The 17,985-nt window shown below is 64.6% G+C and carries 18 protein-coding genes, 3 tRNA genes and 1 other RNA gene; 12 read left to right on the top strand and 10 right to left on the bottom strand.

What is annotated here, in order from left to right; all coding sequences use genetic code 11:
• The coding region (locus tag VMV82_02790; protein HUY40475.1) for an APC family permease at positions 1-1,494 on the bottom strand (1,494 nt) is incomplete at its 3' end.
• A gap of 54 nt (positions 1,495-1,548) precedes the next feature.
• Here VMV82_02790 and VMV82_02785 point away from each other — a divergent pair.
• Both VMV82_02785 and VMV82_02780 read left to right on the top strand, forming a co-directional pair.
• The gene (locus VMV82_02785; protein ID HUY40474.1) at positions 1,549-2,586 is read left to right on the top strand and encodes an alpha/beta hydrolase-fold protein; all 1,038 of its coding nucleotides are present in this window, start codon (positions 1,549-1,551) and stop codon (positions 2,584-2,586) included.
• Positions 2,583-3,155 carry a hypothetical protein gene (locus tag VMV82_02780; GenBank protein HUY40473.1) on the top strand — a complete coding sequence of 191 codons (573 nt, stop codon included), beginning with the start codon at positions 2,583-2,585 and terminating at the stop codon, positions 3,153-3,155. The genes VMV82_02785 and VMV82_02780 overlap by 4 nt, the downstream gene beginning before the upstream one ends.
• Positions 3,156-3,175: 20 nt before the next feature.
• On the opposite strand, the gene VMV82_02775 is transcribed toward VMV82_02780, so the two are convergent.
• Together VMV82_02775 and VMV82_02770 are read right to left on the bottom strand one after the other, a co-directional pair.
• Positions 3,176-4,315, bottom strand: coding sequence for a cystathionine gamma-synthase (locus tag VMV82_02775; protein ID HUY40472.1), 1,140 nt, complete (start codon positions 4,313-4,315; stop codon positions 3,176-3,178).
• Entirely contained in the window at positions 4,315-5,709 is a 1,395-nt protein-coding gene (locus VMV82_02770) for a cystathionine beta-synthase (GenBank protein HUY40471.1), read from the bottom strand. Before VMV82_02770 ends, VMV82_02775 begins: the two co-directional genes overlap by 1 nt.
• A gap of 59 nt (positions 5,710-5,768) precedes the next feature.
• On the opposite strand from VMV82_02770, the gene VMV82_02765 reads away from it, so the two are divergent.
• Positions 5,769-6,116, top strand: coding sequence for a carboxypeptidase-like regulatory domain-containing protein (locus VMV82_02765; protein HUY40470.1), 348 nt, complete (start codon positions 5,769-5,771; stop codon positions 6,114-6,116).
• A 3-nt stretch (positions 6,117-6,119) separates the two neighbouring features.
• Here VMV82_02765 and VMV82_02760 read toward each other — a convergent pair whose 3' ends face one another.
• Together VMV82_02760 and VMV82_02755 are read right to left on the bottom strand one after the other, a co-directional pair.
• Positions 6,120-7,448 carry a gluconeogenesis factor YvcK family protein gene (locus VMV82_02760; protein ID HUY40469.1) on the bottom strand — a complete coding sequence of 443 codons (1,329 nt, stop codon included), beginning with the start codon at positions 7,446-7,448 and terminating at the stop codon, positions 6,120-6,122.
• On the bottom strand, positions 7,448-7,819 hold the full coding sequence (locus VMV82_02755) for an RNase adapter RapZ (GenBank protein ID HUY40468.1): 372 nt from the start codon (positions 7,817-7,819) through the stop codon (positions 7,448-7,450). The genes VMV82_02760 and VMV82_02755 overlap by 1 nt, the downstream gene beginning before the upstream one ends.
• Between VMV82_02755 and VMV82_02750 the strand changes: the two genes are divergently transcribed.
• Positions 7,820-8,221 carry a DUF2203 domain-containing protein gene (locus VMV82_02750; GenBank protein ID HUY40467.1) on the top strand — a complete coding sequence of 134 codons (402 nt, stop codon included), beginning with the start codon at positions 7,820-7,822 and terminating at the stop codon, positions 8,219-8,221.
• Between the two features lie 14 nt (positions 8,222-8,235).
• Here the strand turns inward: VMV82_02750 and VMV82_02745 are convergent, their stop codons facing one another.
• Together VMV82_02745 and rnpB are read right to left on the bottom strand one after the other, a co-directional pair.
• Entirely contained in the window at positions 8,236-8,649 is a 414-nt protein-coding gene (locus tag VMV82_02745) for a hypothetical protein (GenBank protein HUY40466.1), read from the bottom strand.
• Between the two features lie 73 nt (positions 8,650-8,722).
• Positions 8,723-9,095, bottom strand: an RNA gene (gene rnpB, locus VMV82_02740) — RNase P RNA component class A.
• A gap of 79 nt (positions 9,096-9,174) precedes the next feature.
• Here rnpB and VMV82_02735 point away from each other — a divergent pair.
• From VMV82_02735 to VMV82_02700, 8 genes are all read left to right on the top strand, one after another.
• Positions 9,175-9,247 (top strand) — tRNA-Ala (locus VMV82_02735).
• A gap of 106 nt (positions 9,248-9,353) precedes the next feature.
• Positions 9,354-9,426, top strand: a tRNA-Ala gene (locus VMV82_02730).
• Between the two features lie 49 nt (positions 9,427-9,475).
• Positions 9,476-10,174 (top strand): ABC transporter ATP-binding protein, encoded by a 699-nt coding sequence (locus VMV82_02725; protein ID HUY40465.1) that lies wholly within the window; start codon positions 9,476-9,478, stop codon positions 10,172-10,174.
• The gene (locus VMV82_02720) at positions 10,171-11,289 is read left to right on the top strand and encodes an ABC transporter permease (protein ID HUY40464.1); all 1,119 of its coding nucleotides are present in this window, start codon (positions 10,171-10,173) and stop codon (positions 11,287-11,289) included. The genes VMV82_02725 and VMV82_02720 overlap by 4 nt, the downstream gene beginning before the upstream one ends.
• A gap of 40 nt (positions 11,290-11,329) precedes the next feature.
• Positions 11,330-13,009, top strand: coding sequence for an FAD-dependent oxidoreductase (locus VMV82_02715; GenBank protein HUY40463.1), 1,680 nt, complete (start codon positions 11,330-11,332; stop codon positions 13,007-13,009).
• Positions 13,009-14,019: a succinate dehydrogenase/fumarate reductase iron-sulfur subunit gene (locus VMV82_02710; protein HUY40462.1), complete on the top strand. Its 1,011-nt coding sequence runs from the start codon at positions 13,009-13,011 to the stop codon at positions 14,017-14,019. Before VMV82_02715 ends, VMV82_02710 begins: the two co-directional genes overlap by 1 nt.
• Positions 14,016-14,900, top strand: a complete 885-nt coding sequence (locus VMV82_02705) for a CoB--CoM heterodisulfide reductase iron-sulfur subunit B family protein (protein HUY40461.1) — start codon at positions 14,016-14,018, stop codon at positions 14,898-14,900. The genes VMV82_02710 and VMV82_02705 overlap by 4 nt, the downstream gene beginning before the upstream one ends.
• A 76-nt stretch (positions 14,901-14,976) precedes the next feature.
• A complete protein-coding gene (locus VMV82_02700) occupies positions 14,977-16,203 on the top strand; it encodes a PQQ-binding-like beta-propeller repeat protein (protein ID HUY40460.1) in 1,227 nt (408 codons plus the stop codon).
• Between the two features lie 13 nt (positions 16,204-16,216).
• Here VMV82_02700 and VMV82_02695 read toward each other — a convergent pair whose 3' ends face one another.
• The 3 genes from VMV82_02695 to VMV82_02685 all read right to left on the bottom strand — a co-directional run.
• A complete protein-coding gene (locus VMV82_02695; GenBank protein HUY40459.1) occupies positions 16,217-17,146 on the bottom strand; it encodes a hypothetical protein in 930 nt (309 codons plus the stop codon).
• A 9-nt stretch (positions 17,147-17,155) separates the two neighbouring features.
• Positions 17,156-17,227: transfer RNA gene (locus tag VMV82_02690), tRNA-Ile, on the bottom strand.
• Between the two features lie 118 nt (positions 17,228-17,345).
• Positions 17,346-17,985 (bottom strand): hypothetical protein (locus VMV82_02685; GenBank protein HUY40458.1); only part of this gene is annotated, 640 nt, incomplete at its 5' end.

Below are 17,985 nucleotides of genomic sequence, written 5' to 3'. Positions count from 1 at the left end.
GAAGAAGGGCTTGCCGTCGACCTCGAAAACCGGGTAGCCGTCCATCTGCACGACGCGCGACGCGTGCCACGTCGCCCATGCACCGGCGGGAGCGGCGAGCGAAGGCCGCGGCAGAAGGAGAAGCAAGAGCGTTGCTACGGCGGCCGCGAAGGGCCACGCGCGCTGCGCGCGCGCGAGGACGAGATACGCCGCGATGCCTAGGACGAGCCATCCGACGCCGATAGCGATCGCGAGCGGGCCGGTATATGCGAAAGCTAGTATCCATCCGACGAGCGCGACGATCGCCGGCAGCGGGTAGAGCGGCATGCGAAAGGGCGCGGGTCCGCGCCGCCGGACGAGCGCGAGCGCGACGATCTGCATGATGCTTTGGATGAGCACGATGCCTGCGGTCAGGAACGCGATGACCTCACCGAGGGTGAAGAAGCTTGCGACGAGCGAGAGCCCGCCGACGGCGAGAAGCGCGGTCTCCGGAATGTGCTTATCGGGATGGAGCCGCGCGAAAGCGGGAAAGAACGCGCCGTCGCGCGCCGCGGCAAACGGGATGCGCGAGAAGCCGAGGAGGTTGCCGTAGAGCGAAGCGAAGGCCGTCACGAGCACGAGCCCGGTCACGATGCGCGCCGCGAGAACCCCCCACGTCCGCTCGATCACGAGCGAGCCCACGTACTGCGAGGCGGCAGTCGGCGTCCCGTCCGCGCCGACGAGCGACCGCCAAGGAATCACGCTGAGCACGCCGCTCTGCAGCGCGACGTACAACCCCGCGACGAGAAGCACCGAGATCACAATGGAGCGCGGAATCGTCCGGTTCGGCTCGCGCACCTCGTCGCCGACGAGCGCGACGTCGGCGTATCCGACGTAGTCGTAGAGCGTCACGAAGAGCGCGCTCGAGAATCCAGCCAGCAGGCCGGTGCCAAAACGGACCGGGCCAGGAAGCTGCATCGCCATGTGCCAGTTCGCGTGCGTGAGCGCGGCGACGGCAACGAGAGTGAGCGTGAGAACGGCAATAGCACCGAGCAGCAACGACGTTGCCGCCACGCGTGAGGTTCGCCGCAGCAGAAGCACGATCGTCACGGAACCGATGCCCAGCGCGCAGGCGTGCATTCCCCACCAGCTCCCGAGCCCCGGCACGAGGTAGGTCGCGTAGTCGGCGAAACCGATGTACCCGCTTGCGAGCAGGCACGGTGCGTAGAGCAGAAACTGCCAGTTGAAGAGAAACGCGAGCACGCGCCCGAGCCGTGCGTGGCCGAAGCTCTCGCGCAGGTAGACGTACGTGCCGCCGGAGCGGGGGAAGCGCGAGGCGAGCTCCGCCCAGACGAGCCCGTCGCAGAGGGCGACGACGGCTCCGCCGATCCACCCGAGCAGCGCCAGCGATCCGCCGAGCGTGGCGAGCACGAGCGGAATCGTTATCAACGGTCCGATGCCGATCATCGTAATAACGTTGATCGCAACGGCGCTGCGCGTATCGATCGCGCGCTCCATCCCAGCGCTCGATTTCACTTCTGACCTCGTTCGGTAAGGTGAACGTCGCACCTGGCGGCGAATGGAATGCGGATGCAGGAACGCTCACAGCTCGCGCGCCTCTGCGGCGTGCGCGGGGACGTACGCCTCGACGTCGTGACGAGCCCGGCGCTGCGCGACAACGCGCTCGGCGATCCGTCAGAACGCCCGCTTCCCGTGTACGTGCCGCCCGGCTACGACGATGACGCACGGCGCTATCCCGTCATCTACTGCCTGCACGGGTACACCGGGGACGCGGCGGGCATGCTCGCCGTGCGGCCGTGGGAGCGCAACGTCGTGCAGTGGATGGACGCACTCGTCACCAGCGACGACATGTCGCCCGCGATCCTCGTCCTCGTCGACGGTTTCACGCGCTTGGGCGGCTCGCAATACGTGGACTCGATCCATAACGGCGACTACGCGACATACGTCGTTCGTGACGTCGTCGACCACGTCGACGCGAACTATCGCACGATCGCGCACGAGGGCGGCCGCGCCGTCTGTGGAAAATCCTCGGGCGGATTCGGCGCGATGCACCTAACGATGGAGTACCCGGGCGCGTTCGCGGCTTTTGCCTCGCACAGCGGCGATGCGTGCTTTCGCTACTCGCAGATGATGTCGTTTCCAGGCGCCCAGCGCACGCTCGAACGCTTCGGTTTCGACATCCCGTCGTTCGTCGCGGAGTTCGAAGCGTCGCTGAAGCGGCCGCAGGCGTGGTACCACACGATGGAGATGATCGGATACGCTGCCGCCTACTCACCGCGCGAGCGCAAGGCCTTTGCGGTCGACCTGCCCTTCGACCTCGAGAGCGGGGAGCTGCGCGCCGATGTCTTCGGGCGCTGGCTCTCGTTCGACCCCGTCGAGCGCGTGGAAGAGCGCCTCGCGGCACTCGAGCGGCTGCGGCTACGTTATCTGGATTGCGGCCGGCGCGACGACTACGGCCTCGACATCGGGGCCCGCATCCTCGCTTCCCGCATGCGAAAGGCGGGGATGAGCGTACGCCACGAGGAGTTCGACGACGACCACCGCAACGTTGGGTATCGCTACGGTATCTCTCTGCCGGCGCTCGTCGGCGTTTTGGATAAAGAATGAACGCATATCGCTCGTTGATCGGCATCGTCCTCGCGTTCGCCATTCCGGCGCTTGCAGCGGCGCAGGACGCCGCACCGACACCGGACCCGCACGTCTACGACGATCCCGCAATGCATTACGCCGCGCCGGCCGCGGCGCGTTTGGTGGGGCAGATGCAACACCCGACGCTGCAGACGCTTTCGCAGGACCCGACCCCGGTGGCGACGTGGGTCCTCGGAACCACGCAATATAACGCGAAGGCGATCACGATCACGATGGAACTGTACTCAGGATCGCTCGACGGCTTCGACAGCAGTTACGAGAACGCGCTGCGTGGCGACGATCCGGCGACGCTCGTCAAGAACAAGCAGCACGTGCTGCTGCAGAACGGAATGCCCGCGCTCTTCGTCGAGGTCACGCAAGGCGCCGGCTTCCAGACGCGCAAGATCTTCGCGTACCTCTGGATCGACTCGCAGCGCGCGGTGGTGCTCAGCGTGGTCTCTACGCTCGGTGGCATCGACGAAGATACCGCAAAGACGCTGCTCGCCGGTGCTACTGCCGTACGGTACCCGACCGGCGGCCAGCCCTAAAACTTCAAGAAGAGCAGCTCTTAAAGCCGCGCTAAGGCGGTTTCGAGATCTTCGAGCAGATCTTCGACGTCCTCGACGCCAACGGAGAGACGAAGCAGACCGTCGGTGATCCCGCGGCGCTCGCGCTCTTCTTTCGGAATCGAGCCGTGCGTCATGCGCGCGGGATGGCAGATCAGCGACTCGACTCCTCCCAGGCTCTCCGCCAAGCTGAAGTAACGCAGCGTCCCCGCGAACTCCATCGCGCGCTGCTCCGGCACGCGTAGCGTGAACGAGAGCATTCCGCCGAAGCCGCTCATCTGACGTTGCGCGAGCGCATATTGTGGGTGCGACGGCAACCCCGGGTAGTTGACGCGTTCCGTTTTGGGGTGCTGCGCCAGGAACTGCGCGATGGCGAGCGCGTTGCGCTCGTGTTGTTGCATGCGTAACGCCAAGGTTTTGGCTCCGCGCATGACGAGCCACGCGTCGAACGGACCGGGAACGCCGCCGACGGAGTTCTGATGGAACTTGATGCGCTCGTGCAGGCCGCCGTCGTTGGTGATGGCGACGCCGCCGACGGCATCGGAGTGCCCGCCGATGTACTTCGTCGTCGAGTGGACGACGACGCGGGCTCCTAGCGCGAGCGGCTGCTGAAAGTACGGCGTGGCGAAGGTATTGTCGACGGCGACCACGATCTCGCTTCCCACGAGATCGCAGATCGCTCGGATATCGACGAGCTTGAGCAGCGGGTTGGTCGGCGTTTCGAGCCAGACGAGCCGCGTCGCCGGGCCGAGCGCCGCCGCGACGGCATGCGGATCGCTCGCGTCGACGTACGAGAACGTCAGGCCATAGCGTTCGAGGACGCGCGAGAAGAGACGATACGTTCCTCCGTAGACATCGTCGCTCACGACGACATGGTCGCCCGCCGAGAGCAGATTCATCACGGCCGCGGTTGCCGCCATGCCGCTGCCGAAGGCGCTCGCGTGAGCGGCGCTTTCGAGCGCGGCAAGCTGCGCCTCGAGCGCGACGCGCGTAGGGTTCACCGTGCGGCTGTAATCGAAGCCCTTGTGCTTTCCGACGGCCTCTTGCGTGTACGTCGAAGTTTGATAGATCGGTACGATGGTCGCGCCGGTGGTCGGGTCGGCTTCTTGCCCGACGTGAATCGCCTTGGTCGAGAAACGCATCAGTGGTGGGGTGCGAGTGCCGAGGTATCGGAGAGGAAGGAGATGACGTCTTGGCGCGTGACGACGCCGATGGACTCGCCGTCGTCGGTGACGACGATCGCGGGATTCGCGAGCGTCAGCAGCTTGTACGCGCGGTCGATCTCTTCGCTCTGTTCGAGCGCCGGGAACGGGCGCCCCATGACCTCGGTTACGGGCTGGTGGATGATGTCGGCACGGTCGAACACGGCTTGCATGACGGCAACGTCGTTGATGCTGCCGATGACATCGTGACCGTGCATCACCGGGATCTGCGAGATCTCGTACTTGCGCAGCAGCTCGAGCGCCGTGCTTACGGTGTCGTCTCGAGCGACCGTGATCATCGGTGGCAGCGGCGTCTTGCCGCGCAGCACGTCGCCGACGGTCGCGCGGCGTTTTCCTTCGCTCAAAAAGCCGTTAGCGATCATCCACTCGTCGTTGAATATCTTCGACATGTAGCCGCGGCCCGAGTCGGGGAAGATGACGACGACGATCGCGTCCTTGGGCAGCGTCTTCGCGAGCTTCACCGCTGCAACGGCGGCGGTTCCCGACGAGCCGCCGACGAGGAGGCCTTCTTCGCGAGTGATGCGCCGCGCCATGAGAAACGACTCCCGATCGGAGACGCGGACGATCTCGTCGATCACCTTCAAGTCGACGGTTTCGGGAAGATAGTTCAGGCCGATGCCCTCGACGGCGTACGAGCGCGGCGTGTCGCCCGAGTAGATCGAGCCCTCAGGGTCGGCGCCGATGACGTGAATGTTGGGGTTACGCTCTTTGAGGTAACGCGCCGTTCCCGAGATCGTTCCGCCGGTTCCGATGCCGGCGACGAAGTGCGTGATCGTGCCCCGCGTCTGCTCCCAAATCTCCGGGCCGGTCGTGTGGTAATGCGCGTCGGGGTTGTGATGGTTGTGAAATTGATTCGGCTGAAAGGCGCCAGGAATCTCCGCCGCGAGCCGGTTGGCGACGCTGTAATAGGACTCCGGCGAGTCGTTTGCGACATTGGACGGCGTGACGACGACCTCAGCGCCGTACGCGCGCAGCAGATCGACCTTTTCCTTCGACATCTTATCCGGCATCACGAGAATGCAGCGGTAGCCACGAATCGCCGCCGCCATGGCCAGGCCCGTGCCGGTGTTGCCGCTTGTCGGCTCCACGATCGTGCCGCCCGGTCTCAGGAGGTCGGCCTGCTCGGCGGCGTCGAGCATCGCATGCGCGGGCCGGTCCTTCACGCTTCCGCCCGGATTCATGTACTCGATCTTTGCGAGCACCAGGCACTGCGCCCCGTCGAGCGTCTTGCTGAGTTTGACCAGCGGCGTGTTGCCGATGGCAGCCAGCGCGTTCTCGCAGTACGTCGGTCCCGTCGCTTCACGTGCAGTCATCGCGAGAAGCTCCTTTCGCCGCAAGGGCGCATGCCCCCGGTCGCGAAGGCTCGCAAGCGATGCGCATCCTTTCGCGGTCCGCGCTCGGCCTTCTCGTGATGACGCTGCTCGTGGCGTGCAACGCCGATCAGCTGCCGCCGCCCGGCCAGTACAGCACGGTGAGCGGGCACATCATGGACCGCGCGACGAACCAGCCCGTGGCCGGCGCCGTCGTGACGGTCGACACCGTTCTCACGGCGACGACGGACGCGACCGGCGCCTTTTCGATCGACAAGGTTCCGGCGGGGACGCTCGATTACACCGTGAAAGCCGACGGCTACACACTCGTCTCGGCGACGGCAACCGCGGAACCGGGGAAGCCTTTCACCCTGGACGTTGCGTTGGAACGCGCGGCAAGCGCGCCGTAGCGGCTACGGCGCCGCGGCCCGGCTCGTCCTTCGATACGCGCTCGACGGCTTCACGAACGTCGCGCGATCGGCGACGTGGCGGTTGATAACGGTCAGCACGACGCTCGCCAAGCGCTCGGGATCGTGGCGCACGTTCTCGGTTTCGCTGATGACGGCGGCGGGCACGGGGGTGAGGCCCATCTCCGCGATGCGCTCGGCGTCCGGCGTCACCGGCCCTTGCCCTTCTTCCGCGTACGCGGCGAGGAGGCGTTTGGGCGGCTCGTCGTTGATGATGACGTACTCGCAAACGTTCTCGCGCGCGTTGGCAAGCAGCGCCTGGACGTGATCGGCCGCCGTCATGTTCGTGGTCTCGCCGGGTTGAGTCATCACGTTGCAGACATAGATCTTCACCGCGTGCGAAGCGGCGATGGCTCGAGCGATGCCCTCGACCAAGAGGTTTGGAAGGATCGACGTGTAGAGCGATCCCGGACCGAGCACGATCGCGTCAGCGGCGCCGATCTCCGAAAGCGCCTGCTCCAACGGCTGCACGCTCGCGGGTTCGAGAAAGACGCGCTCGATGGGCTGGTTGGCCAGCGGAATGCGCGACTCACCGTAGACGGTACTCCCGTCCTTTAGCTCCGCGCAGAGCCGTGCCTGACCGAGCGTCGCCGGGAGAACGCGCCCCACGATGTTGAGCACCCGGCTCGACTCCTGAATCGCGCGGTCGAAGTTGCCCGTGATGCCCGTCATCGCCGCCAAGAAGATATTGCCGAAGCTGTGCCCCGAGAGCCCTTCGCCTTCGTTGAATCGATAGCGAAAGAGCTCCGTGACGAGCGCTTCGTCGTCGGCCAGGGCGACGAGGCAGTTGCGAATGTCCCCCGGCGGCAAGACGCCCAGCTCCTTGGTCAGTCGCCCGGACGAGCCGCCGTCATCGCTGACGGTGACGATTGCCGTGAGATTGCTCGTGCGCCGTTTCAAGCCACGCAAAAGCGTCGAGAGCCCGGTACCGCCGCCGATCGCGACGATTTTGTAGCCTTCGCGCAATCGCAGACTCTCTTGCGTACCGCGCTGGCGTGCCGCGCGAAAGAGCGCCCGCAGCGCGAAAACCGTGCCGGCGCAGAGCAGCACGATGCCGAGGATACTGAGGATCCACGTCAGATCCCCCGGAGCGAAGTAATCGTCGACGATGCCGTCGAGCATCTCGTTGAGATTCAGCGCGTTCCCTTGTGCGACGATCCAGCGATCCGCTGCGTCGGCGAGCATCGCGATGCCAAGCGCGCTGACGAGAAGCCAGCGCTTGACGCCGGTCCCGGGCAGAAGCCAGCGTAGTGCGGGCAGCGCTCGCGCGCGCATCAAACGGCCTCCAGATCGCGCGCGATGCACTCGACCGTCCGCGCGCTCGCGTGAAGGTGCTCGGCAAGGCGCCGCGCGACGTAGACCGAGCGGTGCCGGCCGCCGGTGCAGCCGAAGCCGATCGTCGTGCGATCCTTCCCTTGGCGCTGGTACTGCGGCAGCAGAAAGTCGATGAGCGGGAAAAGACGGGAGAGGAACGGCGCGAGAGCGGGATCGCGCTCGATGAAGGCTCCGACATCGGGATCGCTGCCGGTTCGAGGCTGGAGGAGCGGATCGTAGTTGGGATTCTGGAGAAAACGCACGTCGAAGAGCAGGTCGAGCTCCATCGGTATCCCGTATTTGAAGCCGAAAGCGATGACGGTGACGTTCACGTGAAGTGGTTTTCGCCCGAGCGGGCCAACGCCCTCATCCCGAGGCTCGCGCCGCTCGTGGACGAGCTGCTCGCGCACCGGCGGGAGTTGGCCATCAAACTGCTCGAGAACGATCCGGCGCTGCACGGGTCGCCCGCTCCCGGCGCACACCTCGCCCGCCCGCGCTCGCCGTTCGGCATGCCGAGATTTGGGGACCTGAAGGGTGAGATCGTTCGGCTCATTCACCGCATCGAATCCTTTGGCTGTATCGTCAAAGATATCGATCTCGGTCTCATTGATTTTCCATCGCTTCGTGAGAACGTGCCCGTCTATCTCTGCTGGAAAGCCGGCGAGCCGGAGGTGACGTTCTGGCACGCTACCGACACGGGTTTTCAGGAGCGCGAGCCAATCGATTTCGTATAAGCGCCGCCGCGGCGCTACGATGCTTGCGCCGCTTCCGATTCGGCCGGAATGAAATCCTCGCTCAGGCCCTGAAGCCGGACGTCGCCGAACTCCGCCGTATACGCGCCGTTCTCGGCGCCGGTAATCACGCCGGTCTCCGGCACGTTTGCGAGCTGCGGAATCTTCGCGCGAATCTCTTGCGGGATGCGCACGCGGTCGCCGATCGCGAGCGATCCTTGGTCCCACAGGGCGTTGAGGTTGTCGAGCAACATCGGAAGTGGGATGCCGTAATCCTCGCTGATCTGCCCGATGGTGTGCGTCTCGCTGATCGCGCAGTTCGAGCATCCGCCGAGGTGAAAACGCGCGAAGACCCGGCGGGCGCCCGCATGGACGTGGAACGCCTGATCGACGGTCATCTCTGGGGTAAAATGCTGCTGGCTCGCGGACACGCGTGACTCCTTTGCTACTCTCTTCGCCTAGAACGTCCCGATGGCCCCTTCGGTTTCGCCGACGATAGAGAGAGGCGGGAGTACGCCTGTAAGCCGGATTCTGTTCCCCCTCGCAAAGCGCGGGGGCGGCGACCATCTCTCTTGGGTACCCGTTACCGCGTACCTCGGTGCGATGTGGCTCGTTCGGATGGGCCATCCGTCTTCCCGACGAGCGGGAAGAAATCGAGCGATCTTGCTTCGGGTGGGGTTTACCCGAGCCCGCGTCACCGCGGAGCTCTGTGAGCTCTTACCTCACAATTTCACCCTTGCTCGGGAATCCCGAGTGGTATGTTTCTGTGGCACTTTCCTTCGAGTTGCCCCGACAGGACGTTATCCTGCACCCAGCCCGTTGAAGCCCGGACTTTCCTCTCCTCCACGTTGGGAAGAGCGGCCGCCCGGCGTACTCCACGCTACAGTATAATACGCGCACAGCGGAGGACTCGCAACGATCGGCGTGAAGAATCGGTCGCTCCGTATGGCCGTCGTGGGGGCATAGCTCAGTTGGTAGAGCATTACGCTGGCAGCGTAAGGGTCAGGAGTTCGAGTCTCCTTGCCTCCAAAAGTCTTTTTTGCTTGGGGACCCCACGTAGTGGGGGCGCGCAGGTGCGAAGCACCGTAGTGCCTTTCCAAGGCGTCAGGGGTCCCCGAAAATGCGAAGCATTTTTGGGGATGTAGCTCAGTTGGTAGAGCGCCTGCTTTGCAAGCAGGAAGTCAGGGGTTCGAGTCCCCTCATCTCCAGTAATCGTCGTGTGAGGGGTCCATAGCAGCAGCGATCGAGGCCCACGGTTTGGTCAAGCGATACGGTGAAGACGCTGTCGTCGACGCCGTCAGCTTCTCCGTCGAGTCCGGGGCGCTCTTCGGCTTGCTGGGGCCGAACGGCAGCGGAAAATCCACGACCGTCAAGATGCTCTGCGGGCTCGTTGCCGCGAGCGCGGGCAGCGCGCGTGTCGGCGGATTCGATTCGCGCAGCCGCGCCGGCGCGGCTCGTCTGCAGATCGGCTATATGGCCCAAGGCTTCGCGCTCTACCGCGATCTCACGTGCGACGAGAACTTGGAGTTCTGCGCGCGCGCATACGGCTTGTCGCCCTCCGTTTCCCGCGCGCGAAAGCGTGTGGTCTACGAACTGACGGGAACTGGTCGATTCAGGGACCAACGCGCCGGCCGCCTCTCGGGCGGATGGCAGCGCCGGCTCGGTCTTGCCGCTGCGCTGCTGCACGACCCGACGGTGCTCTTCCTAGACGAGCCGACGGCGGGCGTCGACCCGGTAGCGCGGCGCGAGCTGTGGGATCTCTTCTACGAGCTTGCCGCCGGCGGAAAGACGTTCTTCATTACGACGCATGATATGGACGAGGCACGACGCTGCTCGCGCATCGGCTATATGCTCGAGGGCGCCCTCCTCGTCTGCGGCACGATTGCCGAGGTGCGCGGCTCGCACGAAACGCTGGAAGATGCGCTCGTTGCTCTCGTGGGCCAGATGCAGTCGTGAACTCCGCGTTCGACTTCACCGGTGTGGGCGCGGTGATCTATAAGGAAGTACGCCACATCCTGCGCGAGCCCGCGACGCTCGTGCTCGTCCTCGCGATGCCGCTCATGCAGCTGCTCATCTACGGCTATGCCATCAACCTGCACGTCGAGCACGTTGCCACGGTCTACCACGATGCGGATCGCGGGCGCATGTCCGCGCAGCTCGTCGCCGTTTTGAATCGAACGGCAACGTTCCATGTGGTCGGGAGCGTTGCATCGACGGGGGCGCTGCGCGCGGCACTCGTCAGTGGAAAAGCGCGCGTTGGCTTCGATATCCCGGCGGGGTTCTCGCGCGACGTAGAGCGCGGACGCCCCGTAACCGTGCCGATGCTGGTCGACGGCTCGGACGCCGGCATCGCGCAGGCTGCCTACGGCAGCGCCGCGCAGATCGGCGGTGCGTTCTCCGCGTGGCTCGACCCGCTGGGTGAGAGCCCCGCCGTTGAGATTCGCGCGACGACGCTCTTCAATCCATCGCTGCGTACGCCGAACTTTCTCGTCCCGGGCCTGATCGGTCTCGTGATGCAGAACATCACGATGATCCTCACCGCGCTCTCGATCGTCAACGAGCGGGACCGGGGGACGCTCGAGCAGATGCGGATGACGCCGATCGGGTCCGGGGCCGTCGTCCTGGGCAAGCTGATCCCATACGGCGTCGTCGGTTACCTCGACTTGCTACTCGTGCTGATCGTAATGCGCACGGTCTTTGCCGTGCCGGTCGCTGGCAGCGTCGGACTGCTTCTCGCCCTGAGCGTCCCGTTCGTGATGACGGGGCTTGGCTTGGGACTGCTGGTCTCGACGGTCGCGCGGTCCCAACTCCAAGCCGTCCTCATGACGGTATTCTTCCTCTTGCCGTCGTTCTTGCTCTCGGGCATGTTTTTTGAGATCGATCTCATGCCGGCACCCGCCCGCCTGATCAGCTACGCCCTACCTATGACGTATTTTTTGGAGATTCTGCGGGGTATCATCGTGCGAGGTGCCGGTTTTGTCGACCTCTGGGTTCCGGCCGTGGTAACGGTTGCTTTTGGCGTGGGAACGCTCGCGCTGGCCAGCCTCCGCTTCGCGGCAAGGCCGTCGTAGAACAGGGGAGGAGCAGCCGCGCGTTGGAGGTGATGCGGATATGATCTTCGATCACGACGTGATCGTCGTCGGAGCGGGCTTGGCGGGAATGCGCGCGGCGCTGGAAGCGGCGCGCAGCGGCGCCGACGTTGCTGTCGTCTCGAAAGTCCACCCCGTGCGCAGCCATTCGAATGCGGCGCAAGGCGGCATCAATGCCGCGCTCGGCGAGGGAGACAGCTGGGAGTCCCATGCCTACGACACGATCAAGGGCAGCGACTACCTCGCCGACCAAGATGCCGTCGAAGTCATGTGCGAAGAGGCTCCGAACGACATCATCGAGTTCGAGCACATGGGCGTGATCTTCTATAGGAATGCCGATGGGCGTCTCGGAACGCGCGCCTTCGGGGGTGCTTCGCAGGCGCGGACGTACTTCGTCGGCGACATCACCGGCCAAGCGTTGCTGATCACGCTCTACGACCAAATTCTCAAAGCCGGCGTCAAGGTATACGAGGAGTGGTTCGGCACGACGCTTTTCCTCGAGAACGGCACCTGCCGCGGTCTCGTCGCCCTCGAGCTGCTCACCGGCGAGCTGCATCTCTTGCGCGCCAAAGCCGTCATCGACGCTGCCGGGGGCGGCGGGCGTCTTTACGAACCGAGCACGAACGCGCTGATCTGCACCGGTGACGGATACTCGCTCGCATACCGCGCGGGAGCGCCGCTCATGGACATGGAGATGGTGCAGTACCATCCGACGACGCTTGCCGGCAGCGGATTCCTCATGACGGAAGCGGCGCGCGGAGAGGGCGCATATCTGCTCGATGGCAACGGAGAGCGTTTCCTCAAACAATACGCCCCGACGAAGATGGAGCTCGCGGCGCGCGACGTCATCTCGCGAGCGGAGACGAAAGAGATCGCGGCGGGTCACGGCGTCAACGGAAACGTTTTGCTCGACCTACGCCACCTCGGGCGCGACGTCATCTTGAAGAAGCTCCCGCAAATCCACGAGATGGCGCTCGACTATCTCGGCATCGACATGATCGAGAAGCCGGTACCGGTGCGGCCGGGAATGCATTATATGATGGGCGGGGTCAAGACCGATGTCAACGGCGCGACCAGCGTCCCGGGTCTGTACGCGGCGGGAGAAGTCGCCAACGTCAGCGTCCACGGCGGCAACCGGCTGGGTGCGAATTCGCTGCTCGACACGATCGTCTTTGGACGACGCAGCGGCAAAGCGGCCGCCGCCTACGTCAAAAGCGTGACCCCGTCGCAGGGCGGTGACGATCTCCTACGCTCGGAGCAGGCACGCCTGCAGGCGCTGCTTGCGCGGCCGTACCAGGGCGAAACATACGCGCATCTGCGCCTCGATCTCGCAACGATGATGGACCAGAAGGTTGGCGTGTACCGCGACGAAGCGGGCCTGCTCTCCGCGCTCGAGCAACTGGCGGAGTTTCGCAAGCGCTACGAGCTGGTCGCCGTTGGCGACAAAGGGCGCGTCTACAACCAGGCGCTGCAGTTCGTGCTGGAGCTGGGATTCTTGCTCGATTGCGGCGAGGCGGTGATTCGTGGCGCCTTGTTGCGCAAGGAGAGCCGCGGAGCGCAAGCACGCACGGACTATCCCGAGCGCGACGACGCGCAGTGGCTCAAGCACATCCTGCTGACGTATCGCGCCGGCGCCGAGCCCGACGTTTCGTATCTTCCCGTCACGATCACGCGGTGGAAACCGGAGGTTCGCAGCTACTGATGAAGTTCACGATCGAAATCGGGCGGTACAACCCGGAAGGGAAGTACGCGGAATCCGCCTCCGGCGAGCAAGGCTTTCCGGCTCCGTGGGACAAGTCGCCGCCGCGCCGGTACCAGACCTATGCGGTCGACCTTCCGGATCACGCGGTCGTCCTCGATGCGCTGATCGCAATTCGCGAGTATCAAGACGAATCGCTCGCCGTACGCTGCGCGTGCCGCAGCGCGATCTGCGGCTCGTGCGCGATGTGGGTGAACGGGCATGCGAATCTCGCCTGCAAGAGCAAGCTCCGGGAATTCACGAAGGACGGCAAGACGCGCGTCGAAGCGCCGCCGTCGATGCCGGTCGTGCGCGATCTCGTCTGGGGCATGGAGCCCTTTTGGCAGAAACACCACGCGGTCACGCCGTGGCTCGAGCCCAAGCAGCCGGTGCCCGGGCCGCGCGAAGAGTACCGCGCTCCTAACGCCGCGATGGAGAATCTCATCCAAGAGGTGAGCTGCATCAACTGCGGCTGCTGCCTGATGGATTGCGAGTCGTTCGCCGTCAACCAAGAATTTCTCGGGCCGCATGCACTTGCGAAGGCGTATCGCTACGCGGGCGACCCGCGCGATGCCGACGTGCACGAGCGCCTCGGCGAATACAGCAAGCCGGGCGGCATCTGGGATTGCACGCACTGTTACGAATGCGTGCAGCAGTGCCCGAAAGGGGTCGCGCCGCTCGAACAGATTCTCAAGCTGCGCAAGATGGCCGTCGACGCAGGCTTCACGAACAACGCCGGCACGCGTCACGCGGACGCGTTCGCGGAGTCCGTTCGCGACAGCGGCAGGCTCAACGAACTAACGCTGATGCCGAAATCGACCGGGTTCTTCAACATCGTCGGGCAGCTCAAGACGTTGCCGTCGGCATTCAACATGATGCGCGCAGGAAAGCTGCCGCCGATCATCCACCATAAGATTCCCGGCGTGCAGCGTATCAAGACGATCTTTCAACGCGTCGGAGGACGATTCAAGTGAAGGTTGCGTTCTATCCCGGATGCGTCTCCAAGGGAGCGTGTCCGGAGCTCTACGTCTCGACACAGGCGATCGCGGGGCCGCTCGGGCTCCAACTGGAGGAGCTCACGGAGGCGCCATGCACGGGGGCGGGCGTCTTGAGCGAACAGAACCCCGACCTCGCAGATTCGCTCAACGGCCTGACTCTCGCGATGGCGGAGAGCAAGAACGCGGACGTCATGACGATCTGTAGCACGTGCCAGGGCGTCCTCTCGAATCACAACTACCATCTTCAAAACGACGAGAAGCGGCGCGACAAGGTCAACGCGACGATCGGCGACCAAGGCTACCGTTATAGCGGCAAGGCGAAGGTCAAGCATTTGCTGTGGATGCTCTTCGAGGACATCGGTCTGGAGAAGATTCGCGGGGCGATCAAGCGTAAGCTGACCGGCCTGAAGATCGCGCCGTTCTACGGATGCTACATTCTGCGCCCGGAGGAGTACCTCGGGCTTCGCGAGCGGCCTGAGCGCAAGACCTATCTCGAGCAGCTCATCGCGCTCGTCGGCGCCGAGCCGGTCGAGTACCGCGGCTCGACGAAATGCTGCGGCTTTCCGATGCTGACGTTCAATCGTGAGAAGTCGCTCGAAATGGGCGGTTCGCACATTCTGGAGGCTAAGGAAAAGGGCGCGGACATGCTCGTGACGCCGTGCCCGCTCTGCCACTTAAACCTCGACGGCCAACAGCCGGACGCCGCCAAAGTGATGCGCAAGGACATCGGCGTTCCGATCTTCCACCTGCCGCAGCTGCTCGGGCTCGCGTTCGGGTTCTCGCCGCAGGAGCTGCGGCTCAACCATCACGTGGTACCGACGGCATCGGCGCTGGAGAAGGTCGAGCTGAAGGTGTAGCTCGCTACGGTGGGCAGCACGTGCGGCATGTGCCGCACCTTGTCATCCTGAGCGTAGCGGAACGGAGCGAAGCGACGTGAAGCGAAGTCGAAGGACAGCAGCAATCTTTGGCGTCGTCCTGCTCGGCGCTGCGCCGAGCACGTGGCCGATGTACCAGTACTTCCCGAACCACAATGCCGTCTTTGCGGGAACCCACGCGTACCGCTGGCACTTCGACGCGGGCGGCAAGATCAACGGCGGTCTTGCCGTCGTCGGTGACACGCTCTACGCGGAGACGTTCGCGAGACAACTCCTCGCAATCGACCGCCGCACCGGCAGGGTGCGCTGGCGGACGCATCTGCCGAACATCGCGATGACGACGCCGATCGTCGCCGACGGGCTCGTGATCGTCGGCACCGGCAAAGACAACACGCTCCTCCAGACGCGCACCCGTCTCGTGTGGGGCATCCCCGGCGGCGACGAGATTATCGCCTTTGACGCGGATACGGGGCGCGTGCGCTGGCGCTATCACACCGTCGGTGAAGACATGCCCAGTCCCGCGTTCGTTACGGCGGGAGGGCGGGATCTCATCATCTTTGCCAACGGCGACGGGCACATTCGCGCGCTCGACGTGCGCACCGGCAGACTCGTGTTTAGCAGGTACGTCGGCGGCGTCTCGACGATGGCCTCGGCGGCAGTGGCTGACGGCGTCGTGTACGTGCTCCTAGGCTTCGCAGCGGGGATGCACCTTCCCGATCACGTCTACGCGGTGCGCGCGAGCGACGGGCACATCGTTTGGAGCGCGCCGTACGGCAACGCTGACGACTCCCCGACGGTAGGCGGCGTCGACGTCTACGTGCAAGATTCTCAGTACGTCAAGGGGCCGCCCGCTGTCGGTGCGATCAACGACGTCTATGCGATCTCGCGCGATCGCGGGCTCCTCGTTTGGGCGCGCAACGCCGGTGCCGGATATTTCACGAACGTGGGCACCAACGAGCAAGCGATTGCGGCGATGCTCGACCGCGATACTCTCTTCCAGTCGCTGCCGGCAGCACGGAAGTTCGCCGCGTACGAAGCGGGCCAAGGAAGGCCGGTGTGGGTCGTTCCCACGATGACAGCCGCGAAGATGAGCGCCGTCGCGCTCGACGGCCGCGTCTATATCGGGGACACCGCCGGTATTCTGTATACCTTCGACGAAGGCAGCGGCCGCGTGCTCTCGCGCCGCCGCTTTCCCAAGCCGTTTACCTGCAGCTCGCCCGTAATCGTCGGCAAGACGCTCTACGTCGCCGACTGGAATGATGTCTACGCGCTGCCGCTGCGCTGAGTCTCGCACCTTCTCACGAGGAAGGGCAGGCCTTCGCGCGCGACGGCGGGATCGCGGTCTTCACGCGCGCCCAGACGCGCTGCCTTTGCGGCAGGTCGCGGAAGAAGAGCCAGAGCGAGTTCTCCACGTAGAGCGCGCCTCTGCCGTCGCGCAAGCGCGCTGGCGTGTCGGCAAGGTAGTGCCACACGATGCCGTTGCGAGCGGTCGGGAACAGCTCTATGCTCGGATTCGGAGCGCCGCCGTGCGGTTCGTTCGCCGCGTGGAAGAGCACGCAGCGAAGCGAACCGATGCGCAGCTCGCCGATTTCGTGATCGGTTCCGATATCCGGATACCGCTCGCTCTCGTCGACGAAGAGCGTCAGCCCGTTGCTGGTCAAGCGATACGCGATCGTATCGCCCGCGTCATCGGTGTAGGCATAGGCCGCGAGCACGTGCGCCGCGCGCGGTGGCGGCGCGTAACGCAGGTGATACATGGCGGCGTCGCCGGGGCATGTACCGGTGCGGGACGCCTTCGAGCCGATGGGCGCGTAGCGCAGCAACCGCGCGGCGATACCCGGCGTGACGCCCTGCACGTCGAGCCGCTGCCAGTAGCGCACGCGCTGCGAGCCGCTGTTGCGAAAAGGGTTTACGTACTCGGGATTGGGCATGTACTCGTCGCGTACGCCCCCGATAACGTTGGAGTAGATGGTCATGTCGGGTGGCAGCGCACCCAAGAAATCGGATCGACGACGAACCGAGACGCAGCCAATGTCCGCGAGGGCGATGCTCCAGGTTTCCCAGTATAGCGGATTCTCGAGGATCCGCACGCGTAGCGTTCTGCCGTCGGTGGAGACGGTGCTGCGGATCGGAGTCGCACCCCACCACCAGCGCGCGAGAACGCGCTGGCTCGTGGAGACGGCCGGCGAGGATATCGCGACCGATGCGACGATCGAGAGGGCAATCATGGCACTTCCTGGGCCGTCCTGGGATCGAACCAGGGACCTCATGCTTATCAAGCATGCGCTCTAACATGAGGCTAAAGGCCCTGAATCCATTGGTACTATTAGGTTTCAGTCGAATTCCGCTCGGCGGGCATAGGCGACCGCTTCTTACATATCCCTCGTGGAGAGGCGCGCATAAGGTGCCCCATAAGGTGCCCGAGCGTCAAGCACGCTGCATCGTGTCGAGCAGCCGCTCCTCCTCAGCAGTCGGGTAAGTCTCGTAGCCTGCCCAACTCGGGTGTTGCTCGCGCATCCACTCGCCGATCGCATTGCGGGCGGCTCCCAGGACGACCCGCCCGTGTACCGACCGACCGACTGCGGCGATCTTCGCCACAGCAATGTAAATCTGGAACGGCTCCGGCAGACGATCTACATCCTCATTCGAAGCCATCCACTCGGTCCAAGCATCGTAAATGAGCCGGTGTTGGGCCGGCGTCCAGGTGAGGATCTTCTCGTCACCGGCGACGTCGAGAATAGATAGGTCCGTCTTGACGACATACTCGAGGCCCGGCCACATGGGACGCAAGACCTTATCAACGTCGGTTCGGGCGGCTATCAGGCCGATCACAGCCATCGCCTGCGCCTGGTACGGGCGTGCCCAAGACCAGCCCACCAGCGCGCTCATGTATGAGACCTCTGCCGCCCAGAGCCCTTCGGAAAATTCCAGAACTCTTTGGGGAGAGGGCCCGCTTTGGGCCTTCACTACGCGACGAATCTCATAGACCGGTGGCGCGAGTGACTGCCGGTCTACAGCCTTTTCCGTCGCCAGTGCCTCTCTGATCTTCGCGACACCCGCGCCGAGG

This window comes from Candidatus Dormiibacterota bacterium (assembly GCA_035532035.1).
Classification (GTDB): Bacteria; Vulcanimicrobiota; Vulcanimicrobiia; order Vulcanimicrobiales; family Vulcanimicrobiaceae; genus Tyrphobacter.
This window is presented reverse-complemented; position numbering and strand designations above follow the sequence as displayed.